Raw genomic sequence first — 25,638 nt, 5'->3', positions numbered from 1 at the left:
AGTGGAAACCAGATGTTTGTAAAATGCATGACACTACTTAGTACGATCCTTGGTTCCATGCTCTTATGGGCAGGAAACGCAGGCGCAGAGTCACGATTTACGGATTTACAGTATTCCAAGTGGGCAGAAGATGGCATTCAGTATATGGCTGAACGCGGGACAGTAGCTGGCTACGGTAACGGAATATTTCAGCCGGAGAAGTCTGTAACGAGGGCGCAAGCTGTCACTTTTATGGTGCGAGAGTTATATCCAGACGAACTTCAACAGCCTGTGCAAGGGGGCAATTACTCAGATGTTCCAACGACACATCCCTTCTATCGCGAAATTACGATAGCTGCCAAGAATGGACTGGCGAGTGGGTTCCCAGATGGTACCTTTCGCCCTAATGCACCCATTAGCCGTGCTGAAACGGCAGCATTCCTTACGCGAGCCTATCCCTTGGAAGAAGGGAAGCAACCTGCAAGTTGGACAGATACGGAGTCTCATTGGGCAGCTGCACCCATTCTCATGTTGAGCTCTAATGGTTTGGTCGGCGGATATGCAGACGGAACCTATCGGCCGAACCGATCCGTCACACGCGCTGAATATGCCGTATTTATGTCGCGTGTTATCCGCTTTGAGCGTGAACAAGCTATACAGGCTCAGGACTGGGATAAATTGATCTCGTATATGACGTTAAGTGAACAAGTTGGTCAAATGCTGATGCCAGACATTAGGCAATGGAATGGTAAAGTCACGACGACGGTACATGAAGGTCTGAAGCGGAATATCCATGATCAGGATCTAGGTGGACTAATTCTTTTTGACAAAAATATCGTGGATGCAAGGCAAGTAGCTACGTTTACACATGATCTGCAGGCGGAAGCAGGTGACATTCCGCTATTCCTTGGTATTGATCAAGAAGGCGGCGTCATTAAAAGAATTCCAGGAGGTACGAATCTGCCGGGACAGATGGCACTCGGTGCAACTGGAAGTACAGCGCTAGCTGAATCTGCAGCTCAATTGACTGGAGAGGAGCTGAAGGCTCTAGGGATTCAGGTTAATTTTGCACCTGTTCTCGACATTAACAGCAATCCAGACAATCCGATTATCGGGATAAGATCTTTTGGCTCGAATGCTGAATTGGTGTCACGGCTTGGTCTTGCCATGATTAAGGGCTTAAGGGAATCAGGCGTCATTGCCGCAGTGAAGCATTTTCCAGGTCACGGAGATACAGCGATAGATTCTCATCTGGGTATGCCGGTGTTGACTCATCCGCGTGAACGACTGGATGCCGTCGAACTGAAGCCGTTCAGAGATGCCATTAACAATGGGGTCGATATGATCATGACTGCACACATTGCGTTCCCTGCGATCGATAATGAGCAAATGACTTCTCTAAAAGATGGCCAAAAAGTACCTGTACCCGCTACATTATCCAAGAAGGTTCTCACGGGTCTACTTCGCGATGAACTTGGATATGATGGACTGATCATCTCAGATGCTTTTACGATGAAGGCGATTGCGGAGCATTTTGGAGAGAATAAGGCAGTCGAGCGTGCAGTTTCCGCTGGGGTAGACATCATCCTGATGCCACAAGATTCAGTAGCAGCACATCAAACATTGGTAAACGCAGTGATGAAGGGTACAATCCCGAAAGAAACCATCCAAGCGTCTGTCACGCGAATCTTGGAAGCTAAATTCCAATATGGATTATTTGAACGCAGTCCGTCACTCTCGGTTAAGCTAGCAGAACTGAATCGGGTTATCGGATCGAGTCAGCATCGCACCGTGGAACGGGAAATTGCCGAGCAAGCAGTTACTGTCTTGGCTAGTCGAGAAGGGAAGCGCGTTGATTCAATAAACAAAGGTGATCAGGTTGCGATAGTCGCAGCCGATGAACAGCAGGCGCAGCAGCTGGAGAGACAACTTCAACAATCGGCCAGCAACCTGTCGCTCCAAACGAGCATATTCGTTATGCGTCAAGGCAATTCAAAGGAAACACTACAAGCGATTGCCAAAGCAGATTACGTGATTCTTGCTTCCTATCAGTTCCGTAATGTGGCTAGTGAGTTCGGCTGGAACGATTACCAGGTCTTGATTGATGAGATGAACAGGCGTAGTCAGCGATATACGTTGTTATCTCTTGGGAACCCATATGAGACGATCTATCTGCAGAACGTGCGCTCAGCCTTGGCTGTGTACGGGAAGCAGGAGTCTAATACGTTAGCAGGCATTAAGGTGTTGCTTAGTCAGCTTGAGGCTGGTGGTAAGTTACCGGTGAAGATTGATTAAGCAGGAAAACAGTTTAAAGATGAACAAATAAACCGCGCCAAGCGCGGTTTATTTGTTTTTATGTTAGACTACTTACAAATAATATTGAAAATTTTAGCTGAAAATGACATTTTATTAAAAAAATCATACTAATTAGATAAGATTTGTTGAAATATGTAAAAGATGAAGTTATAATCTTGTTAATCATCAGTGAGTAACAGCAATATAGAGAGAATATAAGGGAGGGGATCAAGTGTCTCCTGAGTTATTGGAATTAGAGCTGGAATATGAATTGCTGAAGCAGCTTCATGAGGCCAGCGCTCCTATTGGTGCAAGCACGCTCGTACATACGCTTGGCAAAAGCCATAATTTGAGTCAGGCGACGATTGGTCGAAGATTGATGGAGTTGGATGTTGACGGATATACCGTACTTCAAGGACGTAAGGGAAGAGTACTGACAGAAGAAGGACAAGAACGGCTGAAGACACTTGAACGTGAATTGCAGCAAAAAAGTGTAAACATGCGCTTTATCCAGATGTTAAACCACTCAGGTGAGAAAGCACTGCTGGATGTTCTTGTAGCAAGAAGAGCACTCGAGAGGGAGATTGCTTCATTAGCTGCTCAGCGAGCTACGAAGGAATATATTGAGTTGCTGAAAGAGTCGATTGCGGTACAGAACCGCAGGCTGGCAGATAATATGATTCCGTATGAAGAAGATCGGGAGTTTCATAGACTTCTGGCGTATGCAGCTCAGAACCAGATCTTGCTCCATGCCGTCGAACTGGTATGGGAGACTAGTCGTGATTTCTTGGAGACGGCGTACATTCGGCGAACCGTTGGAAGCGAACTCGTTGTAGATCACCAGGAAATATTGGAGGCAGTGGCTTCTGGTTCACCGGAACGAGCTGAGGCAGCCATGGTCAATCACATTAACCAGATGATCGAAGACGTCAAACGATACTTTGCGATGAAAAACAAAATAAAACCTATGGATACGGTTTAAAAGGAGCTGATCTTTTGGACACCATGTACCGTTTAGGCGTTGATATCGGAGGCACATTTACGGATGCTCTGGTCACTGACGATCAGGGAAGAATCGTCACCGCGCTCAAGACACCATCCATTGCAGCAGCGCCTGAACAGGCTATTTTTAATGCACTTGATCAGCTTAAAGAACGCGGTGTGGATATCCAAGACATCGATCTGTTTGTTCATGGGACAACGCTTGGGGTCAACACGCTAATTGAGCGAAATGGTGCAGAAACGGGACTTCTGGTAACGAAGGGGTTTCGTGACATTCTCGAAATTCGTAGATTGCGATTAGAAGATACAACCAATCTGTACGGTGACAAAACGGAGGCACTTGTCCCAAGGCATCTGGTTAAGGAGATCGATGAACGTGTCCTGGCAAGTGGTCGAGTGCTGCACCCACTGTCGATAGAACAGCTCCTACAGGCTGTAGATGATTTAGTAGAAGAAGGGATTACGGCTCTAGCGATCAGCTTCTTGCATGCCTACGTGAATCCTGCTCATGAGAAACAAGCAGAAGAACGGATTAAGCAGCGACATCCCCATCTTTTTGTATGCACCAGCAGCACGATATGGCCGCAGCAGCGTGAGTTTGAGCGCACACTTGCTACGACGATGAACGCTTATGTCGGGGAACGAATGGGATCGTACTTTCAAAGGTTACAAGAAGGTATACAAGCATATGGGTTAAAGGCCAATCTGCTATCAACGATGTCTAATGGCGGCATGATGACAGCCTCAAGTGCAGCAAGTGAACCTGTCCGTACGCTGTTGTCTGGTCCTGCTTCAGGTGTCATCGCAGCAACGCATATCGCACATACCGCAGGCATTGAACAAGTCATCACGTTTGATATGGGCGGTACAAGTGTCGATGTGGCTCTCATTGATGTACATCCCGCTTATTCGACTGACAACAAGGTAGGGGATTTCCCAGTGATCATTCCGGCAATTGATGTAACGGCGATCGGTGCGGGTGGGGGCTCTATTGCCTGGCTCGATTCAGTAGGTGTCCTTAAGGTAGGGCCTCGCAGTGCAGGAGCAAGTCCAGGTCCAGCTTGTTACGACAGGGGAGGACTTGAACCAACGACAACAGATGCCTATCTACAGCTAGGCATTCTGCAAGCGGATCGCTTCTTAGGTGGACAAATGCAACTTCATCCAGAGCTTGCAACAAGTGCTCTTCATCGACTAGGTAACACCCTGGGACTGGATGCAACACAAACGGCTCAAGCAATTCTAGATGTAGCGACGGCTAATATGTATGCCCAATTCTCACCGTTAATGGCACGAAAGGGTGTTGACCCACGTGATTTTACACTACTTGCTTACGGCGGTGCTGGTCCGATGCATGCCTTTTTGATGGCTCGCGAGGTAGGAATACGCAGAGTGCTCATTCCGCCTTCACCGGGAACACTTTGCGCCATGGGATGTACGGTAGCCAACTTGCGGAATGATTTCGTTTTTTCGTTACACCAGAACAGTCAGGCTCTGGCTCCAGGAGAATTAGCTAACCATTTCGAAGCATTAGAACATAAGGGGCGGAACTGGGTTCAAGAGGAAGCCCAAGGAAGCTTGAAGCTGGAGACCGTGTACTGCTTATTCAGTGCTGATATGCGTTATGAGGGACAGGCTTTCGATCTGGAAATTGCACTTACACCTGAAGAGATTAATAACCCAGAGCTCGCCAAAGCCAAATTTCATTCACATTATGAACATGTATTCGGTATTAGTCAGGCCGAGGCTGAGGTTATGTTTATCAGTCTTCGAGTAAGTGTTGTAGGCGTTGTGCCATCAAACAACAGCATAGATCATGAAGTGGAAGCTCACCAATCGTTGGATGAGAATGAACCAGAAGAACGCAAGATTGTTTTTGACAACATTCCCAGAACAGCTAAGGTGTGTACCCGGACTCAGATTCCTCTTGATGATGTAATACAGGGACCCGTCATTATTGAGGAATATGATACGACCATTTTCATTCCCGCAGGCTTTACGGTATCCAGAGATATTCACGGGAATTTGATTGGAGAGATGCAATGATGATCGTGGATAAAGTTTTTCTCGAGATCTTCAATAATCGGATTCAAGCAACCGTTGAAGAGATGGCAAATGTTGTGTTACGCACGGGCTTTACTGCTTTTGTCAAAGAAACCGGTGACTTTGGAACATACTTACTGTCCCCAACAGGTGAGACATTTGGCTCTCCACTTGAAACGGGATACAATCTGTCTCTTGGAATCCCCGCTGCCGCAACAATACAGAGCGTGAAAGATTGGCAAGAGGGAGATATCGTCATTTGCAATGATCCCTATGCCACACAAGGCATGGTAACTCATCTTCCAGATATGCATCTTATCAAACCTTTCTTCTATGAAGGACGCATTATTGCATATGGAATGTGCTTTGTGCATTCATCAGATGTTGGCGGCAAGGTGCCTGGAAGTGTGTCTCCCAGCGCTTATGATATTCATATGGAAGGCATTCGTATTGCGCCTATTAAATTATATGAGGCTGGCGTTCTTAATCAAACTGTACAACGTATGTTTCTGGACAACAGCCGCATTCCTGAACAGAATTTGGGTGATCTCCGAGCGCTCATGGCGGCATTGAATCGGGGAGAACAGCGGATTGGCGAACTGATTACGCGATATGGCGTAGAGCGAGTTGAACAGGGCATTGAACAATTACTGGAATACGCGGAACTGAAAGCGCGTGCGATTGTCAGTGACATTCAAGATGGAACATATGAATTCTGGGATTACCTTGAAAAGGGACCAGGCGGATATCCGATTCGTCTGCGATGCAGCATGACAATCAGCAAGAGCGATATCTATCTCGATTTCAATGGTTCCGATCCACAGGTCAGGGCATCGTTTAACATTCCAACGCATAACCAACAAGGACACTACATGCTTGTACCTGCTCTAATCCGTTATTTTCGTACAATAGATCCAACTATTCCGTGGAACTCTGGCATGATTCGACTGGTACGCAATTATGCGCCGCCAGCCTCCATTCTTAATCCAGAGCCGATGGCAGCGGTCGGCGCTCGGGCGGCAACCTTTATTCGCCTGATGGATGTAATCACCGGAGCATTGAGTAAAGCACAAGCGAGCAAAGTACCTGCGGCAGGAGCAGGACAAGCTTGTATCGTCATGATGGCGATGACCGATGCAAACGACGGGAAGAAAAAGGTCGGTGTCATACAGCCGATCTGTGGTGGATCAGGTGCCAGACCGATGAAGGATGGGATTGATGGTATGGATTTTGCGGTAGGTCATCTGCGTAATATTCCAGCTGAGACCGTGGAGGCTGAGATGCCGGTCGTGATTGAACATTACGGTCTTCGTCCAGATTCCGGAGGAGCAGGAACCTTCCGAGGTGGAAGTGGGATTCAACTCCGTGTTCGGATTCGTACACCGGATACGGTGATGACAGCAAGAAATATGGAACGCATGGAGTTCCAACCATGGGGTAGGCTTGGAGGCGGTGTGGGAACACACGGTGAGGCTATTCTGAATGTTGGTCTTGATACCGAAGAGCAGTTAGGTAGAATCGATGAACTGCTTTTGCAACCGGGAGATACGGTTACCTTTCTATCCCAAGGTGGCGGCGGATATGGTGATCCGATGGAACGAGATGTTCAACTCGTGCTGAAGGATGTAAGAAGTGGGCTAGTATCGAATCATCAGGCATTCGAACGGTACGGCGTTGTGATTCGAGATTTAGAATTGGATGAGGAGCAGACTCGGGTTGAGCGTGTCAATAAACGTCAGCAGGAGCCGAAGGACTTCAACTACGGTCATACGAGAGAGAAGTATGAAACGTTGTGGAGTGATGAGATGCAGCTGGCTTTGGTCAATGCTTTGAACAACTATCCGCTTGCACTCCGTGATTACTTGAAACGTCGGACGATGAATGCTGTTGAACATAGATTTGCAGGCAATGCTTCCCTAACGCCTCACGATATACCTGAAATGATGGAAGATTTGCGACAGCAGATTGGGCTTCAATGAGAAAGAAAACGAAGAAAAAGTTAACGTTTTATTGAAACACATCAACTAAATAGGTTTAATCAGATGATTTTGTTGGCCTATATCACTTATTCGATGGGGGAAATTCAATATGTTTAAATCAAAGAAAAATCGTTTTCTCAGTTTAGCTTCTCTCACACTGGCTGCTTCACTCGTACTCTCAGCTTGCGGGGGAGCGAGTAATACGAGCAATTCTTCCGAAGGAACGGCTTCAGAATCTGGTGGGGAAAAGGTGAAGCTCACGATGTTCATTTGGGCTGGTTCCAATCAGGATGTTGTACCAAAAGAAGTTGTTGCTGAATACGTAAAAGAACATCCAAACGTAGAAGTAACGTTTGAAGAATCCACTAACTCTGTAATGTATCCGAAGATGGTTGCCGGCAAACAAGCGAATCCTGACGATCCAATCGTTAACTTTGGTTACTTCAATGCCGACGCTACGGCGAAAGGTCTGAACGATGATATGTGGGAACCACTTGATCCAAGCATTGTGACGAATATAAAGGATATCCCTGAACAATTTCATCAGCCGGATAATAAAGGGATCGTCTGGGGTGTATCCAGCTTTGCATTAGTGTACAACAAAGATCTTGTTCAAACGCCGCCAACGAGTTGGAATGACCTATGGGAGAATGAGCAATTCAAAGGAAAAACTGCTCTGTGGGATTACATGTTCTATTCTTACATCTCTCCATTAATTGCGGTTAAAGGCCAAGAGATTGGTGCTTCATATGATAATCCAGAGCCTGCATTCCAGTACGTGGCGGATCATAGTGATCAGATTGGTACACTCGTCACTTCCAATGATCAGTTAAAAGCACTTCTTGAATCGGGTGATGCACTAATTGCACCATTCAGTGCACAAGTTGCTCAGACATGGATTGATGCAGGCTCACCTCTAGCTGTTGCTTATCCTGAAGAAGGTGCTATTTCCTTCCCGTATTCACTGCAAGTCGTCAAAGGATCGACACCTGAACAGACTCGGGTGGCTAACGAGATCATTAACGAGTTGTTGAAAGCTGAGTCATTAACAAGTTATGCAGATGCTACCGGAACGCCTGTAACTAGTACTACTGCAGCAGTACCAGATAAGTATAAGGATGATCCTTCCTTCTCCGTTGAAACACAAAGTAACGGCATTAATCCGGATTGGGACAAGCTGGCACAGAACAGCTCTGCTTGGAAAGAACTGTGGGATCGTCTGGTGAAAACGAAGCTGCAATAACTAGGGCGTTTCTGAAAACTCCTAAAAACGCAGATTTTACCGAATTTCCGTTCCAAGCCAGGAAGTTTTCCGCAGGCCTGCCGGGGAACGGAACGTCAAGGGAAAGTGATACAGCAGGGGGCAAAAGGCGGTAAAAGATGCACTTCAGCGAGTTTTCAGACACGGCCTAAAATCTATTCGTAAACCAAACTGGATAGATTGGAGGAATAGAATGAACAGCGGACAAGATACCGTTTCCATTGAAACGAAAGGTGTCAGGAAGACATATGGAGAGCGAGCCGCCGTTGATCAGGTAACGCTTCAGGTTCAAAAGGGAGAGTTCGTCTCCCTTCTGGGGCCAAGTGGCTGTGGCAAAACAACACTGCTACGCATGCTGGGTGGACTTGAACAGCCAGATGAAGGGGTCATTTTACTGGGAGGGCGGGATGTCACGGGAGTTCCTGCTTATGGTCGCAACAGTAACATGATATTCCAGCAGCTTGCGCTGTTTCCTCATATGGATGTATTCCACAATATTGCATACGGTCTTAAGGTGAAAAAAACACCGAAGGCGGAGATGAAACGGCAAGTCTATGAAATGCTTGAATTAGTACAGCTTGGAGATTACAGCAACCGAGCTATCTCGCAACTGTCGGGAGGACAGGCTCAGCGTGTGGCTATAGCCCGTGCGCTAGTTAACCGGCCAGAGGTGTTGTTACTTGATGAACCGCTCTCTGCGCTTGATATGCAGTTGCGTCTGGATATGCAGCATGAGCTGAAACGTATTCAGCGGGAATTCGGAGGCACATTCATTTTTGTCACGCATGACCAGAGCGAAGCGATGAATATGTCTGATCGGATTGGTGTCATGCGAAGTGGAAAGCTGCTGCAATATGGGACGCCTGATGAGATTTATGAGAATCCTGCGGATCATTTTGTAGCGAAATTCATCGGGGATACGAACCTTATCAACGTAACGGTATTAGGATCAGATCGAGAGGTTGTTCGGGTTAATTGTTTTGGTCATACACTTGTCGTGAAAGAAAACAGGGGAGGAAGCGCCCAACCAACGGGTACACCGTCCGTATTGTCGTTACGTTATGAGTATATTCGTCTTGGTGCCGAAGCCGAGGGCAGTGTGAATTCCTTCGAAGGCAGGGTGATTGAGAGCGTGTATGGGGGCGCAAGTATACGCTACACCTTGGAAATAACATCCGAATTACGTATTCAGGCGACCGTTCTGCATCAGCGAGGTGCATCTCGGTATGCACCCGGTGATATCGTACGGATTGGATTTGACCCGGATGATGCACTGTTGTTATCTGAACCTGAGCCTGAATCGAATCAGGAGAATAGATCATGAAACGGGTAACTGAACGCGTTGTCAATTTGTATTCTTCTCAGCATCGTCACTGGATGACCCAGTTTCTTCTGCTCGTGCCTGCTTTAGCGTTGATGGGAGTCGTCTATCTCGGCAGCTTGCTGATCTTTGGCAGATACAGCTTCGACATTTATGAGAACGGCAAATTAATCCGGGGATGGGACTGGGCTTCATACCGTGCTTTTCTAACAGACCCGTATTACTGGAAACTGATTGGGACGACGTTTCGGATTGCATTCAAGGTTACATTGTGGAGTGTGCTGCTAGCGTATCCATTGGCTTACACCATCGCGGGCTTGAAGAAACCAGGCTTGAAGCAGTGGTTGCTCCTATTAACGTTTCTACCCTTGCTGGTTAGCGCCGTTGTGAGATCCTATGGATGGCAGTTGCTCTTATCAAGACAAGGCATGATGAACTGGTTGTTCACTCATCTGGGGATTACCGAAGAAGGCTTCAACATGATGTATAACGAGACGGGTGTTGTGGTTGCACTAGTTCATATTTTTCTACCATTTATGGTTTTTCCTATCCTGAATGTGTTATCGCAAAGTGATGCTTCCCTCAAAGCAGCTGCTCAGGATCTAGGTGCGGGCAGTTGGCGTACCTTTTTCACCATAACGCTGCCCTTATCGGCAAGAGGCGTTGCAAGCGGTATCCAGATTGTATTTACGCTGTGCCTAACCGCATTCACCACACCTCAGCTTATTGGGGGAGGTCGGGTAATGACATTGCCCGTTTTCATATATCAGCGAACCCTGGATACGAATTGGCCTATGGCAGCCGTTGCTAGCTTGTTTCTGCTGGTATCCTCCATCGTTGTCTCACTTATCGTCAACAAAGGCGCGGACATGCTGATGTTTAGACGTTCCCGCAAAGGAGGGCAGGCACATGGTTAGCTCTAACAGACTTACGAAGCTGCTACTCTATGTTTTTACAGGCATGGTAGCGATCTATCTGCTGTTACCATTACTTATGATCGTGATGACGTCAGTAGGCTCGGGATCGGCAAGTAAATTCCCACCAGAAGGGTTCACACTAAAGTGGTATGCTAATCTAGCGGAGCAGACCCAGTTTTTGCACGCGTTCAAGAACAGTCTTATTGCTTCTACAGGTGCCGTACTACTGGCTCTTGTAACTGGAACGCTAGCTTCACTTGCCATCGTACAATATCCGTTTCGTGGATCAGGGTTATTGCGGGCATTCTTCGTCTCCCCAATGGTCATGCCCAAAATCACGCTGGGTATTGCTTACCTAATTCTCTTTTCCAAAATGCATATTGCAGGCGGCTTATTTGCCCTGATTTTGGGTGAAGCAGTCATTGTTCTACCTTTCGTTCTGACGATCGTGGGGAGTGCACTCGCCAACCTACAGCCTGTATATCGGGAGGCTGCTGCGGATATGGGCGCAAGCCCGATACGGATATTTTTTACTATAACGCTGCCACAGCTTAAATTGTCCTTGCTTCTTTCGGGCTCTATTGCATTTGTATTTACATTTGATCAGGTCGAAGCTGCATTATTACTCTTGCGGCAGGACAGTTACACGTTGCCTATTCAGTTATTTTTGTATATGGAAAAATGGCAAGACCCTACGATAGCGGTGGTATCCGTTGTTTTAATTGTATTTGCGCTGGTGCTGTTTCTTCTGATTAGGCTAGTTCTGCGTTCGCTTACAGGAATGGAAGGCATGCTGGGCGGAAGAAAAAAACAAAGGAGGTCTTGATTACATGGAAGAAGTAGGCTCACAACAGAGTTCTCGTAGTGCTGGCTTGAACTGGGAGCGGGCAGAAGAAGTGATGAAGGCAAAAGGGATTGCAGCTCTAATTGCGACTACACCGGAGAATATCCAATATGTCATTGGCTCACAGCTGCGTGCGAGTAACTGGACGATGCAAATTTATGCGGTACTTCCTGCGGATCGATCGACAAGACCTTGTATCATCATCCCGACCAATCGTCTGGGAGTAGTCGCACAATTTGGCATAACGAACGTTGATATTTTTGCATACAGCGATTTCTTCGTGGAAGGCACGATTGAAGGTAACCCTTCAACACCGGATATTGATCTGTTCTATTCCTTGCTACAATCCACAGTTATTCACAAAAGTCCGTTAGATGCGCTTCAAGCGGCACTGAAACAGTTGGGTATTGAGCATCAGCCTATCGGAATTGATGAAATGCGGATAGCTCCACAGATCTTGGAAGATATCAAGAAAACGGTACCTAATGAAGCCGTTATACCTGCCTATGCCCTGTTTCGACATATCCGGTTGATCAAAACATCCTATGAAGTGAGTCGGCTACAAGAAGCAGCCGTTCTGAATGAACAGATTGAGAAGGAATTAATTGATCTGATCGAAGCAGGAGTTCATGAGAAACAGATTGCAGACCACTATCGACTAGCCGTGATGAAAGGCGGCGGGATTCCGGCGATGACTGCAGTAGGCGCAGGGCCACGAAGTGCGCTGCCTCTGATCGAGAATTATTTCCACACGATAGAATCAGGTGACCAGGTTCGCTTCGATCTATGTTTGCAACTGGAAGGGTATTGGGCAGATACCGGTCGCACAGTGGTTGCGGGTGAGCCTACACCTTGGATGAAAAAGCATTTTGATGCGGTAAAAAGTGGATGGGAGACGGCACTTGAACATGTGCGCCCAGGGGTCAAAGCGTCGGACGTATTTCATGCAGCGGTATCACGCGTACAACGCGAAGGTATCCCTCATTATCGACGTCAGCATGTAGGACATGCTATTGGTCTGGAGCTGTATGATGATCTAACCCTCTCCCCGGGTGACCAACACATTCTGGAGCCCGGTATGGTACTTTGTGTTGAGGTGCCTTACTATGAGCTTGGTGCTGGTGGCTTCCAAATCGAGGATACGGTGATCGTGACTCCAGATGGTTTCGAGTTTCTGACCCATATGGAGCGTAAACTGTTCACGAAATAACGATTGATGGAAGGCTTCACGCAAGCGATCTGGCAACAGCCGATCAGGGAGCATTCCTGCCAGAAAGTTGGAAAATGCAATGATTCAGCAGGGAACGACGACATTTCGAAACATCAGTCTTGCACTGTTTGCCGGAGGATTTATCACGTTTGCATTATTATATAGTTTGCAGCCTTTGATGCCTGAAATCAGTACAGCTTTTGCAATTACGCCTGCCCAGTCTAGCTTAACCCTCTCGGTAACGACCGTTGCTATGGCACTTACGATGCTGTTTGTGGGCACTTTGTCTGACTTGGTCGGGCGCCGTTACATTATGACCGCTGCTCTAGTGATCTCATCACTAATCGCCATACTGAGCGCGTTCAGTTCTGGATTTACAGAGCTGTTGTTACTTCGTATCCTTCAAGGTGTCGCACTTGCAGGGCTTCCAGCTACAGCTATGACGTACTTGGCTGAGGAGATCGACACCTCCAGTCTGGGCTATGCTATGGGTCTATACATCAGCGGCAATTCCATTGGAGGCATGGCAGGGCGTTTTATTAGCGGTGTGATTACAGACTGGTTCAGTTGGCGGACAGCTATTGGTTTTATAGGTGTTCTGGGTTTATGCGCTGCTCTGATCTTCTGGCTTGTTATTCCACCTTCACGTAATTACGTCAAGAGCGCTGTAAGCTTCTCGCGTATCATGCCGCTTTTATGGTCCCAATGTCGTAACCCACGTCTGCTCTGTCTGTACGGACTCGGTTTTCTGTTGATGGGTGGCTTCGTAACGGTATTTAACTATATTGGCTTTGAATTAACTGGAGAGCCGTACAGCCTAAGTCAATCTGTTGTTGGAAGTCTGTTTGTTGTATATATTATGGGCACCTTAAGCAGCACTTGGATGGGGAGAATGGCAGATCGATATGGCAGATCACATGTCCTAATTTTGACGCTTGTCATCATTCTTGCTGGTGCACTATGTACACTTCATTCTGACTTGTGGGTGAAAATTGTAGGACTTGCACTATTTGCCTTTGGTTTCTTCGGCGGACATTCCATCGCAAGCAGTTGGGTAGGCCTTGTGGCGAAGCAGCATGTATCCCAGGCGAATGCCCTGTACTTATTTTTCTACTATGTTGGTTCAAGTGTTAGTGGAACAGGTGGAGGGGTGCTGTACAGTGTGCAGGATTGGCAGGGTATCGTAGGTATGATCGTTGTCTATGTCATCCTAGCAGTTATCCTGTGCCGTATCCTTGCCCATCTGGATGAACGACCATCGGAGGCAACCTTGACATAGCTAATAATGATCATGGATGCTCGTTCGTTACGAACAAGTGGAAGCTACATTATCATTTAAACAAACATTTGATCAATAATAATATGTGAGCAACAGGCTATTTCGGGACTGATATCCTACGAAGTAGCCTTCTTTGTTTTGATAAATGGGGACTGTAAACTCTAGTTTGGTTACGGATTTTACGTACATGCCAAGACCATCTCGAAAATATTAAAAACAAAATGTGACCAAATGCCGTCCGTAAGAGTGTTTAACATATAAAGGAGGGCAAGACACCATGCAGCGATCAGTGCCCGAGCCGGGCGATCAAGTGATGAGTATCTATGAGGCATATGCGGATACGTTGTTCCGGATTGCCATGGTACACCTTGGCAGACGAGAGGACGCAGAGGAAGCTACTCACGATACCTTCATCAAATTCATAGAAAAAGCCCCCACCTTCAACGACGCAGAGCATCAGAAGGCATGGTTAATTCGGGTTATCACCAATCACTGCAAGTCTTTATTAGGCAGAGGTTGGCGCAAACGGGAGGTTAAGCTGGAGGGCGCAGATCCCCTTACAACGGAAAACGCTGAAGACCAGGCGTTGATTGAACTTGTGCTGTCCTTGCCTGTCAAGTATAGATCGGTGGTTCACCTATATTATTACGAAGATTATCCGATCCGAGAAATCGGAGCCATACTACAAATTAGTGAGTCAGCAGTGAAGATGCGATTACAGCGGGGAAGACAGTTGTTGAAACTGGAGCTGGAAGGGGAAGAACAGCTATGAACGAGGAACAATTCAGACGAAATTATAAGAAAGCGGTGGATTCGATGAAAACAGACGATCAAATGAAAAAACGGATAGAGCAAAGTGTGAATGCAGAGCGCCAGCAACCCAAGCGTCAACGCAAACCTCTATACATCGCAGCCAGCGTTGCAATTGTTGCGAGTATTGGGATAGCTGCACCTAGTGTATGGCAGCAATGGAACGCACCGAGTGCGCCGGTGACCAATGTGGTATCGAGTGGAAGTAATCCAACGAATGAAACCAATACACCAAATGCATCGGATAATTCAGTTGTTATTCCAAAAACGGAATTACCAAGTGCGGATGGAAAAGGGGCTATGGCGAGCATGCTGCAATTGGTTGTCTATCAGGGCAATGTCTATACCCAATCAGCGACATCACTTGACGGTGCAGATGCCCTTGCCTTGCGAGGTGAAAAGCTTGGCACGACAACAGGTGGCATCAATGAGCTAAGCGGCCAAGATCAGTATACGGAGCTTGCTTCCAACATCGGTGAAGCAGACATATACGCAGTAAACGGGTACGATCAAGACTTCCGAATCATGTCCTACACTGAAATTGATGGACAGGTATATGCACAATTATTCGATAAAAACAATGATATCACGATTAGCAGTGGTGCCGATCTCATCGGCAAGCTGCATATCGAAGGTAATATTACGGCCGCCCAGTGGGAAACCTTTGCAAGCTGGAACAATGGATTGCAGGAGCTGCAACAACTACCAGCAGACGAATCATTGGATGCCTTTGTCTCGGCGCTTAATGCTGCTAAGCCGATTGCAACCAGCCCAGAGCTGGAAGAGAAACTTTACGGACAAGAAGATCGTAAAATAATCTACCTTACGCTACAAGACAAAACGCAAGTTTCCTTGGTTCTGTTCGGTGAAGGTCTAGTGCGTTACGGCAATGTACCGGTATTCCTTGAAGTTGAGCAAGGTGCATTCCAATCGTTCTGGAATAGCCTGAGTGAATAAAATTATAGTTACGCAGCGCGAATGAATGCGCGACGAAGAGCGAGCAAGGCATATCAGAGCCTCGCTCGTTTTTTTGTATTAACATACCAATGAGTTCTCTTAATAGATTTATACAATTGTTTATAAATGGTCAAAAAGCTAGAACTAGGATATCTATCAGAACGAGCCTGCCCATGCTAAGATGAAGTAAAAAGGAGTTTGTGCTCATGAGCGAAACGAGCGAAAAAGAACAGTTATTAGTCAATAGTGACAACCATTTCAGAACATTACTTCATATCGTTGAATCTGTGCCTAGAGGCAAAAGAAGTCGTTCAATTGAAACAGAGGAAAGAGACAAAAATTTTCGCGATGTGCTGATGCATTTATATGAATGGCATGCCATGTTGGAGAGATGGTACCGAGAAGGCATGGATGGGGATGTCCCTACGATGCCTGCACCTGGCTTTAAGTGGAGTACAATCAAGCAGCTCAATATGCAGATTTGGGAAAACTATCAGGATGTAACTTTGAATCATGCGATCAAAAAATTAAAGCTGAGCCACGAACGAGTGATGAAGCTTATTCATAGTCATACCAACGAAGAAATCATGACCAAGAAACATTATAAATGGGTGAAAACAAGCAATTTGTACAGTTACTTTGCTGCTAACACTTCCAATCATTACGTGTGGGCAATTCAGAAATGTGAACGGATCGCCAAGGCGTTATGACATAATTGTTCAGAATTTGTTGAGTATTATGTGTTAAAATCTTCTTCATAAAATCGTGAAGTTAAGCGGAATGGATCTGAAGCTCAATAATGCAATCGACAACAGTAGTCAGGCATCGTCAATAATATCGTTTATTGAGAAAAGGACTACTCTTAAGCGAGCAGACAAAACCCTCAACAACTCGATTCAGTACAATGATAAAAGAGGGATTGAACGTGGAAAAAAAGATTAGGAATTCTGCGAAAGCATTGATTATCCAGGATGGAAGAATGCTTGCCTTGAAACACAAAAATGAGCAAGATGTGTATTATACGCTGCCTGGCGGAACCCAAAATGCAGGTGAGGCATTGACTGATACTGTTAAACGTGAAGTGGCAGAAGAAATAGGAGTTCATGTCGAACCGTTATCCTTGGAGTTTATTAATGAAGGTGTATATGGCGAAGCGCTACATCGGGTAGATTTCTTTTTTCTATGCGAGTATAAAGGCATGGTGCAGCATTCTAGTCTTCATATTGAAAAATTTCATGAGACTTATGAATGGTTGGAGATCCAAGATATTATGGGGCAACCGCTCAACCCATCTAAATTAAGAAAACAAATTCTTCGATTGGTTGCTGGTGAGAAAACGGTTATGTACTTAGGAAATGAGGAACATGAAGACTCAGAATGATACATTTAAAGAGTCGGCCTGAATATCAGAGTTCATTTGCATGTTTGAGATTCAAAAAAAGACCTCCAGCTTCGTTAGAAGACTAGAGGTCTTTGTCATATCATTAGATCAATGTTAAAGGCAACTTTGTTTTCGAAGGTATTGAACGTTCACATAATTGAACTCGACCAGTGAATTACGCTTGCTTTGTTTTAAGACGAATCACGTTCCATGATGCTTTGTTCAGGACAGCTTGCACTTTTCCTTGATCTACCTTCGTATGCCCGCCGTTGTGAGGCATAACGTTATGTGGGTTTGTTTTGGTATTGGTCGCTTTCAAGTCGTCATTTTCCAATACAATGTGCTCTACAAATGTAGTTTCGCCAAACGAACGAAGATCTACATTCAGTTCCATCTGTTCGTCCAGATGTCTGTTTACCGCAAAGATAGTGATCAATCCATTTTCTTCGTCATGCACGCTGATGGCTTCCAGGTAAGGCACATCCGTGAAGTCTTTGGAATCGTACTTCGGTGAAGATACGATGGATTGAAGCACTGTTCCACGTCCGAAGTTGGATGCATGCATGAACGGGAAGTAGGTTGTCTGGAACCAGATCGCTCCGTTGTTCTCAGTCATGATCGGTGCAATAACATTGATCAGTTGTGCTAGGCAAGCCATCTTCACTCGGTCTGCGTGTTTCAAGATGGTAATCAGATAACAGCCTACCGCCAGCGCATCTTCATGCGTATACACATCCTCGAACTCTGGCGGTGCAATCTGCCACCGTTCTTCCATACGGCTCGTACCAATAGAGTTCCAGACATTCCATTCGTCTAGGGACAACATCAATTTCTTTTTACTGCGTTTCTTCGCTTGCACAAAATCACAGATTGAAGCTACACTGTCGATGAACTGATCCAGATCCAGCGAACTAGCCAGGAAATCGTATGTGTTGTCTTTATTATTGTTATAGTAAGCGTGCAGAGACAAGTAATCTACATTCTCATAGGAGAGATCAAGAACCGTCGCTTCCCAATCAGCGAATGTGCTCATGCCACGGCTCGAACTGCCACATGCAACAAGCTCAATATTTGGATCAACCCATTTCATCGCTTTGGCAGTTTCGTTCGCAATTCTGCCGTATTCATGTGCAGTCATCGCTCCGATCTGCCATGGACCATCCATTTCGTTACCCAGACACCAGGTTTTGAATTGGTGAGGATCTTTGTAACCATGAGAAATACGTAGATCACTCCAATATGTGCCTGAAGGATGGTTACAATATTCTACGAGATTTCTCGCCGCATCAATACCACGAGTACCCAGATTAACAGCCATCATCACTTCGGTTCCAACAAGCTTCGCCCAATCAGCGAATTCATTCGTTCCAATCGCGTTCGTTTCGATGGTCCACCAAGCTAGCTCAAGTCTGCGTTTACGCTCCGCTACAGGTCCTACACCATCTTCCCAATTGTAACCTGATACAAAATTTCCACCAGGATAACGAACAATTGGCACATTCAATGCCTTGATGGCTTCAATCGCATCCTGACGGAAGCCTTGCGCATCTGCAGTTGGATGACCTGGATCATAAATCCCGCCATACACAGCACGTCCCAAATGTTCAACAAAGGAACCATAAACTCGTGGATCAACTTCAGCAATCTGAAAATCTTTATCAATAAGCATCTTAGATGTTAGCAAAGTGAAAACCTCCATAGGATCGATTTAGTAGTTGTTTCATTCATTGTTCATGTGTTGAATTCGCCAAAAAGCAAAATCAAAATATTGATTTGTTATCTAATATGTATCATAATGCTTTTTTAGGAGCAAGATTATTTTACAGGGTTCGCAAAATAACGAATTCATAACGAGAGGGAAGTGGAGTTCATGATGCTCGGTACAGATGCTAATTCGCTAATCGTTTACGAGGCGCTTGCAAGCGAGGCTCGTTTAAATATTGTTCGATTATTACTGCAGAAGAGAGAGATGCACATTAATGCGCTGGCCGAGGAGCTATATTTGAGCAAAGCCATCGTTAGTACCCATGTGAGCAAGTTACAGAAAGCTGGCATTGTTGGTAGCCGAATGAGGAGAGAAAACGGTGGAACCTATAAATTTTGTTATATCCAGCAAGAGTTTATGACGATTAATCTATCCCCAGAGCCAATGGCTGCACCTTACCATGAAGTCTCCATTCCAGTAGGGCAATATACGGATTATGAGGCATGGCCAACATGCGGGATTGCGACGACGACCCAAATCATTGGACAATACGATACACCAGCGTGCTTCATGGATCCGGATCGGGTGAATGCAGGCATACTCTGGTTAGCACGCGGGTTTCTCGAATATAAGATTCCTAATTATCTATACAAAGATCAGGCGATCAAGGAGATCGAAGTTTCATTGGAGCTTGGATCGGAAGCCCCTCAAGTGAATGAGAACTGGCCGTCGGATATTCGTTTTACGCTGAATGGTCATTCTCTTGGAACGTGGACAAGTCCTGGTGACTTTGGGGATCGCAAGGGCAAGCTTACTCCACAGTGGTGGCATTCCGATGTGAACCAGTATGGTGTACTGAAAGTGCTACGAATCAATGCTGATGGCACGTTTATCGACGGGCAGCGCATTTCGGATGTCCAAATAAATGATTTGAATCTCAATACCGCTACTTATTGGACGATTCGCTTAAGCCCAGAAGAAGGTGTACCTGGCCGAGGTGGACTTACGTTATTCGGAAAGGGTTTTGGGAACTATAACCAGGACATTTTGATCAGGTACTATTATGAAGTAGTAGAAGCTAAATAAATGGCTGTATTAATCTTTTAAGTAAGATTGCATTGGCTTTAAGTCTCTACCGATAAAATTAGCGGATACAGGCGTTAATTCTATTTCTCTGGCCCATACAGAAAGTTGCCCGATATGATGAATTTCGTGGGCAATTAAATGATGTAATATCTCGTCTTTGGTGTATTCATTTTCATCCCAAGGGACTTTAACTAATTGATCGCTTTTTTCCTCTGAATTGGTCTTTAAGAAGTCAACGATTTCAGGTCGTAATGAATTTGAAAGAGCTCTTATCTTCTCAAGCGTTTTATAATTTTCAAAATCAAATATGACATCTTCCTTATCCTGGATACCACGAATCCAACTATATTCAACGTCAATAATGTGAAAAAGAGTGTACAGAATATTCTCTACTCCACCTATGCGGGTTTTTAATAGCTCTGCTGTTGTTAGTTGATTACACCAGTTAAACCATTCGTCTCTTACTTGCCAGTTGTATTCAAAGAACGTATTCACAATAATCACTCCGATCATAAATTTATCTAAATTGAATGTAGACAGAACCATAATTACCCAAACGTTTGTTCCTATTGAGAGTATATCAAAAATTTATATAACTATCAAAGATCAACACTCACCTTTAACACAGCCAAAAAAATAAATAAATAACTAGAATAATATGGAATCATAGGCTATATTGGTTATATCCAAATATAAAGGAGCGAATTTTAATGTCTAACAAGGTGATTGTGCTTTAGGTCCACGAAAGGATGATCGGTTCAAGAAATTCCTTTTGTGGACATTGTAATGCGGGAGACCGCCCATCAATGTTTACTGGAGGAGATTATTATTCATTTTAACGAAGCTGTTCACATTAGCAACACGCATGTACTGTCACTCGCATCCAAGATGTTCGACCTGGAAGGTTACACGATTCAGCTTATCCCACCTCATGAGGGAGGACGGAATATCGTGTACTCTTGTGATAAAGAGGGGCATGAATCACTCATTCTCCGAATTTCTTTTATTCCTGATCGAAACAGGAAGGATTATATGGCAGAGCTCGAATACGTCCGTTATCTGCATGATCATGGCGCAAGTGTATCTAATGTTGTGAATTCCAACAAAGGTCATCTACTCGAAGAAATCGTTTATGAAGGACATACATTCTATGTCAGCTTGTTTGCAAAAGCCAAAGGCAAGCTGCTTGTAGACAATCATTATCAGTACCGGGAAGGCGTTCCCATTTCCGAGTACTATTATAATTGCGGCAAAGTTCTGGGCAAGATGCACCAGCTATCCAAAAATTACACACCCGTTCATCGCAGATATCCATTTCTGGATAGATATAATACAGAAGAAATCGCGAGCTTAATTCCTGAAGCGTTCCCTCTGCTCAAAGAGAAGATGGTTGAACTGCTGCAAACCGTTAAGCAATTGGAGTTAAGTCAAGAGACCTTTGGCATGATTCATTTCGATTTTAATGACGGGAACTACGCCATTGATTATGATACGGGTCAGATCACGGTGTTTGATTTTGATAATGCTTGTTTTGGTTGGTACATGTTAGACCTTGCATCTATTTGGTCAAATGGCGCTGGCTGGATTCAATTCGAACCAGATGCAGACAAACGTAGGCAGTTCATGGACGATTATTTCCAAACGGTACTTGCTGGATATACTTCGGAAACGCACGTTTCGGAAGCGATGCTGGAGAACCTGCCGTTATTCATTCAACTCAACTTACTGGAGAACATTCTGGATATATTTCAGGTGATGCAGTATAACGAGCGGGAAGAGGAAGAAGATGATGATGAGCATCTGGCATATCTCATTAAATGTATGGAAGAGGACATACCGTTTAAAGGTTTTTTCCATGAGATGTATTCTCCAGATTCCCCTTTTGAATATGAGGAAAACTGAACTGAATACTGATAAATTACTCTTAACTCAAGATCATGAATGAGTTCATTCAATAAGAAGAGGCAGCCGGTGTAGATCGGTTGCCTCTTTTTTGTAGCTTACTTTGATATCGATATGAATGATGGAGCTAAGGTGCGCTATTCGAATTTGGAAGGGGGGACGTTATACATTTTTTTGAACGCTTTGGAGAAGGTGAAGGGATCAGGATATCCTAAAAATTCAGCGATTTGTTGGATTGTATATTTTTTCTCGTACAGATAGTCTCTGGCTCGATTCATTTTAATCTGATTGATGTACTGCCCTGGCGTGATTCCTAAAATTTTCTTGAAAAGCGAGATGAAATACTTCTCGGAGACACCCGCAACAGCCGCAAGCTCATTCATTCGGATGGCTCGGTGCAGGTTCGCATCAACGTACTGGAATACGCTCTGAAGAACATCTAGACTTCCTTCGCTTTTTTGAGACTTCCGATTCTGCAGAAATGCACCTGTATACAAGCCTTGCCCATGAAGCTCTAATATTTTTGCGATGACGAGAAGCAGAGTCGCTTTTAGATATAGTCGATTGCCCGAAGTGCCCTTGCTCTGCTTAAACCGTCGATAGGAAGATGCAAATAACGAGGTTTCTTCTTGAATCAAGTTGCCAGGTACGATGCCTGGGAGTTGAAATTCACCTAGAATTCGTTTTTGCTCAGCGATACTAAAATCAAAGTGCATATACACAAATCGACACAGCTCTTCAGTTGTTGTTGCCATATAGGGCATATCTGGATAAAAAAATATGACGTCGCCCGTACTGGCGGTATGTTCAATGCCTTCGACGGTGATTTGAACCGAGCCCGCTGTAATTAACCACAGATCATAGTCAGAGTGCGACTTGTGCTCAATCCACTTTCGATTGTGAGTCTGTTCGAGATAAGAACTCATCCGGAGTGTGATATGGTCAGACAGTTCATCAATTACACTCATATTAACTTGATGGGTACGCATCGGATCACCCCTCGTTTTTTACTTTATGACATCCAACGATTTATTCTAATTGATAAAAGGTTTTGGAGTATCTACATAATCGTACCATATGACATGTATAGAAAACTATCACACATTCCGATTTTGTGCCACTTTTCTATAATGAACTTATAACGTTACGAGGAGGGTTAATACATGAATGACACAACTATGCAGCAACATCCCAAAGTAGTCGTGATCGGCGCTGGTAGCCTGTTTTTTGGTCGTCAGTCCATCTGGCAGATGGTTCATTCCCCATACTTGAATCAGGGAACACTAGCACTTGTGGATACGGATGAGGAACGTCTCTCGAAAATGGTAACATTGGCTGAAAAGGTAGCGCGGGAGAATAATGTATCTCTCAAGGTAGAGGGATCTGTGGATCGAAGACAAGTGTTACCGGGGGCAGACTTCGTAGTACTCAGCTTTGCGGAGCAATCGGTGAAGTATCGTGGTATCGATTGTGAGGTTTCGCTGAAATACGGTATTCGAATGTGCTCCGGTGATACGATTGGACCAGGTGGGATCTTTCGAGCTATGCGTGAACTGCCGGTTATTATGGAGTGTGCAAAAGACATTGAAGCCCTATGTCCTGATGCCTGGGTCATTAACTATATCAATCCTTCAACTGTTCATGGGATTGCGCTACATCGTTATGCACCACAGCTCAAATCGTTTGCACTCTGCGATAGCCACCATATGCCACACAAGAAGGCCTACTATGCTGTGCGAGCTGGAATCATCGGAGACCATAGCGAGTTTACCCAAGAGATCGATCAGAAATTCGATTTCCGTATCGCTGGTGTGAACCACTTTACTTGGCTGCTCAAAGCCGAGTTTGAAGGGGAAAATGTAATGCCGAAAATTGCCGAAGCAATGCGCAAGCTGGCGGGGGATGAGAATAACGGCGGCGATCGTGGTGCTAAAGCTCTATTTAACGATGCAATTACGTACGAGTTGTATGATATCTTCGGAATTATTCCTACATGCACAGCACACACGAAGGAATATGTTCGATACTGGCAGGGTCACGGTAAGACTGCAGATTCGATCCCGCCTTTATCCATCTGGGAGACAGAGGATCGATATCAGCGGCATGACGAAATGTGGCAACAGGTGGATGATTTTCTTGCAGGAAATATCCCGATTGCTGATTACATGGGCACATTCTGCCCGGATCATGCAACAGATATTATTGAGAATATGGTGGGCAATCTGGGCAAGAAGTTCTTCATTAATACGCTCAATCAAGGTGCGGTAACCAATATGAATGAAGATTCATTCTTGGAGCTGTTATGTGACGTGAGTATGGATGGGGTTAAGCCAGTCCATGTAGGCGAGATGCCACGTGGAATAAGAGGTATGCAGGAACTTGTACTGGATACACATGAGCTTACAGTCGAAGCTGTTCTGGATCAGAGCTACGAGAAACTGAGAAGGGCGATGCTGACTGACCCGCTGGTGAATTCCATCAGTGATGCGGATCAGATCATACACGAATTGTTAGAACTAGAGCGTGAGATGATTCCGGACGGTTGGTACAATAAAAAGTAATGATGAGACCACGTGAGTTCCTGGAGAGGGAACTACGTGGTCTTTGGTTATGAATCGTTATATTTACGTAGTCGTTGATATGCCTAGTCCAGTTTTAAGTCACCTCAAATTTTAAACATGCCAGCATTCTCGTTGTAATATAAGATAATAAATTCACGAAAGTCCTTAACCGATGGAGAGAGCCACTTCCGCTTAACCCAAGACAAACTGATCGGATATACGGAAGCTTCATCTGCAATTTGAATATAGTTCAAGCCCAGATTTCTACATACTGACACGGGAAGCAAGGCCACACCTTGATCAAGTCGGATAATTTCCAGTAACGTATGTGAATCAACCTCAAATGCAAGATTGGGCAGGAAGCCGGCTTTTTCGCACAGCATCGTTGTAAACCGACTGTACTCCTTATTGTCAGCCAGTGAGATAAAGGGCTCCTTCGCAATAACATCTAATGATATGGTCGTCTCGCCATGATAAGCATGATTCTTAGGTACAACTAGCACAATGTCTTCTTTAACAAGAACAATACTCTCAATCTCCTCGTCATCAATCGGATGCCCCGTTATCCCCAGATCCATATCCCCTTTTTTCAAACTTGTAATAATCTCATTCCGGCTCCCAATGCCTTGCTGAAGCTTAGATTCAGGAGAAGCATTAATGTAGTCTCCAATGAGACCTGTCAGAAATCGAGGATTCGTAATGGAGATTCGGATGGTGTTGGAGATGTGATGCTCCGCTGCTTTGATTTCCATCTCTGCATTCTCGATTTCTAAGAAAATTCGGTTCACATGCTTCAGCAGAATTCTCCCCGACGCATTCAATTCGATTGTTCTTCCTTTTCTGTCAAACAGAGGTGTTCCTAGTTCGTCTTCTAACCGTTTAATGGTTAAGCTCAGTGAAGGCTGGGCTATATTTAGTTGTGCAGCAGCTTTAGATATATGTTCCGTATAAGCCACTGTCTGAAAATACTTGAGTTGAAGTAGCTCCATTCGTGTACACTCCTTATTTATTATGATAAATATATATAGTCCTTATTATGTATTATATTAAATTTAAACTTTGATGTAGAATTTATTTATGAGATAGAGATAAATTTGGATAAGGCA

Annotated in this window: 21 protein-coding genes; 17 read left to right on the top strand and 4 right to left on the bottom strand. The window is 45.0% G+C overall.

What is annotated here, in order from left to right; genetic code table 11:
* Nucleotides 1-12: 12 nt before the first annotated feature.
* The 14 genes from V6W81_RS16480 to V6W81_RS16415 all read left to right on the top strand — a co-directional run bounded on the left by V6W81_RS16480 (nucleotide 13) and on the right by V6W81_RS16415 (nucleotide 17,278).
* Nucleotides 13-2,274 (top strand): glycoside hydrolase family 3 N-terminal domain-containing protein, encoded by a 2,262-nt coding sequence (locus V6W81_RS16480; protein ID WP_338539779.1) that lies wholly within the window; start codon nucleotides 13-15, stop codon nucleotides 2,272-2,274.
* 232 nt (nucleotides 2,275-2,506) lie between these two features.
* Complete coding sequence (locus V6W81_RS16475; RefSeq protein WP_145048836.1) at nucleotides 2,507-3,256, top strand: FadR/GntR family transcriptional regulator; 750 nt, start codon at nucleotides 2,507-2,509, stop codon at nucleotides 3,254-3,256.
* Between the two features lie 23 nt (nucleotides 3,257-3,279).
* Nucleotides 3,280-5,322, top strand: coding sequence for a hydantoinase/oxoprolinase family protein (locus tag V6W81_RS16470; protein WP_260985442.1), 2,043 nt, complete (start codon nucleotides 3,280-3,282; stop codon nucleotides 5,320-5,322).
* Nucleotides 5,319-7,298: a hydantoinase B/oxoprolinase family protein gene (locus V6W81_RS16465; protein ID WP_338539778.1), complete on the top strand. Its 1,980-nt coding sequence runs from the start codon at nucleotides 5,319-5,321 to the stop codon at nucleotides 7,296-7,298. Before V6W81_RS16470 ends, V6W81_RS16465 begins: the two co-directional genes overlap by 4 nt.
* A gap of 109 nt (nucleotides 7,299-7,407) precedes the next feature.
* Entirely contained in the window at nucleotides 7,408-8,541 is a 1,134-nt protein-coding gene (locus V6W81_RS16460) for an ABC transporter substrate-binding protein (RefSeq protein ID WP_338539777.1), read from the top strand.
* Nucleotides 8,542-8,752: 211 nt separating this feature from the next.
* Entirely contained in the window at nucleotides 8,753-9,883 is a 1,131-nt protein-coding gene (locus V6W81_RS16455; RefSeq protein ID WP_338539776.1) for an ABC transporter ATP-binding protein, read from the top strand.
* On the top strand, nucleotides 9,880-10,797 hold the full coding sequence (locus tag V6W81_RS16450) for an ABC transporter permease (protein ID WP_338539775.1): 918 nt from the start codon (nucleotides 9,880-9,882) through the stop codon (nucleotides 10,795-10,797). Before V6W81_RS16455 ends, V6W81_RS16450 begins: the two co-directional genes overlap by 4 nt.
* Nucleotides 10,790-11,623: an ABC transporter permease gene (locus tag V6W81_RS16445; protein ID WP_338539774.1), complete on the top strand. Its 834-nt coding sequence runs from the start codon at nucleotides 10,790-10,792 to the stop codon at nucleotides 11,621-11,623. The genes V6W81_RS16450 and V6W81_RS16445 overlap by 8 nt, the downstream gene beginning before the upstream one ends.
* A 4-nt stretch (nucleotides 11,624-11,627) precedes the next feature.
* Entirely contained in the window at nucleotides 11,628-12,851 is a 1,224-nt protein-coding gene (locus tag V6W81_RS16440; protein ID WP_338539773.1) for a Xaa-Pro peptidase family protein, read from the top strand.
* Between the two features lie 79 nt (nucleotides 12,852-12,930).
* Nucleotides 12,931-14,130, top strand: a complete 1,200-nt coding sequence (locus tag V6W81_RS16435) for an MFS transporter (RefSeq protein WP_338539772.1) — start codon at nucleotides 12,931-12,933, stop codon at nucleotides 14,128-14,130.
* Between the two features lie 277 nt (nucleotides 14,131-14,407).
* The gene (locus tag V6W81_RS16430; protein ID WP_310135795.1) at nucleotides 14,408-14,902 is read left to right on the top strand and encodes an RNA polymerase sigma factor; all 495 of its coding nucleotides are present in this window, start codon (nucleotides 14,408-14,410) and stop codon (nucleotides 14,900-14,902) included.
* Nucleotides 14,899-15,897: a hypothetical protein gene (locus V6W81_RS16425; protein ID WP_338539771.1), complete on the top strand. Its 999-nt coding sequence runs from the start codon at nucleotides 14,899-14,901 to the stop codon at nucleotides 15,895-15,897. Before V6W81_RS16430 ends, V6W81_RS16425 begins: the two co-directional genes overlap by 4 nt.
* 206 nt (nucleotides 15,898-16,103) lie before the next feature.
* Nucleotides 16,104-16,607 (top strand): ClbS/DfsB family four-helix bundle protein, encoded by a 504-nt coding sequence (locus V6W81_RS16420; protein WP_338539770.1) that lies wholly within the window; start codon nucleotides 16,104-16,106, stop codon nucleotides 16,605-16,607.
* A 215-nt stretch (nucleotides 16,608-16,822) separates the two neighbouring features.
* Complete coding sequence (locus V6W81_RS16415; protein WP_056690557.1) at nucleotides 16,823-17,278, top strand: NUDIX domain-containing protein; 456 nt, start codon at nucleotides 16,823-16,825, stop codon at nucleotides 17,276-17,278.
* A 175-nt stretch (nucleotides 17,279-17,453) separates the two neighbouring features.
* Here the strand turns inward: V6W81_RS16415 and V6W81_RS16410 are convergent, their stop codons facing one another.
* Nucleotides 17,454-18,947 carry an alpha-N-arabinofuranosidase gene (locus tag V6W81_RS16410; RefSeq protein WP_338544013.1) on the bottom strand — a complete coding sequence of 498 codons (1,494 nt, stop codon included), beginning with the start codon at nucleotides 18,945-18,947 and terminating at the stop codon, nucleotides 17,454-17,456.
* Nucleotides 18,948-19,148: 201 nt separating this feature from the next.
* On the opposite strand from V6W81_RS16410, the gene V6W81_RS16405 reads away from it, so the two are divergent.
* A complete protein-coding gene (locus V6W81_RS16405; RefSeq protein ID WP_338539769.1) occupies nucleotides 19,149-20,069 on the top strand; it encodes an ArsR/SmtB family transcription factor in 921 nt (306 codons plus the stop codon).
* 9 nt (nucleotides 20,070-20,078) lie between these two features.
* On the opposite strand, the gene V6W81_RS16400 is transcribed toward V6W81_RS16405, so the two are convergent.
* Complete coding sequence (locus V6W81_RS16400) at nucleotides 20,079-20,564, bottom strand: DinB family protein (protein ID WP_338539768.1); 486 nt, start codon at nucleotides 20,562-20,564, stop codon at nucleotides 20,079-20,081.
* Nucleotides 20,565-20,843: 279 nt separating this feature from the next.
* Between V6W81_RS16400 and V6W81_RS16395 the strand changes: the two genes are divergently transcribed.
* Nucleotides 20,844-21,971: a phosphotransferase enzyme family protein gene (locus V6W81_RS16395; protein WP_338539767.1), complete on the top strand. Its 1,128-nt coding sequence runs from the start codon at nucleotides 20,844-20,846 to the stop codon at nucleotides 21,969-21,971.
* 137 nt (nucleotides 21,972-22,108) lie between these two features.
* Here V6W81_RS16395 and V6W81_RS16390 read toward each other — a convergent pair whose 3' ends face one another.
* Nucleotides 22,109-22,960 (bottom strand): AraC family transcriptional regulator, encoded by an 852-nt coding sequence (locus tag V6W81_RS16390; protein ID WP_338539766.1) that lies wholly within the window; start codon nucleotides 22,958-22,960, stop codon nucleotides 22,109-22,111.
* A gap of 174 nt (nucleotides 22,961-23,134) precedes the next feature.
* Between V6W81_RS16390 and V6W81_RS16385 the strand changes: the two genes are divergently transcribed.
* Nucleotides 23,135-24,532 (top strand): glycoside hydrolase family 4, encoded by a 1,398-nt coding sequence (locus V6W81_RS16385; protein ID WP_338539765.1) that lies wholly within the window; start codon nucleotides 23,135-23,137, stop codon nucleotides 24,530-24,532.
* A gap of 104 nt (nucleotides 24,533-24,636) precedes the next feature.
* On the opposite strand, the gene V6W81_RS16380 is transcribed toward V6W81_RS16385, so the two are convergent.
* Entirely contained in the window at nucleotides 24,637-25,521 is an 885-nt protein-coding gene (locus tag V6W81_RS16380) for a LysR family transcriptional regulator (RefSeq protein WP_338539764.1), read from the bottom strand.
* Nucleotides 25,522-25,638: the final 117 nt, after the last annotated feature.

The sequence above is a fragment of the Paenibacillus tundrae genome (assembly GCF_036884255.1).
Classification (GTDB): domain Bacteria; phylum Bacillota; class Bacilli; order Paenibacillales; family Paenibacillaceae; genus Paenibacillus.
The sequence above is the reverse complement of the archived record's forward strand: the minus strand, read 5'-3'. Positions and strand labels throughout refer to the sequence as shown.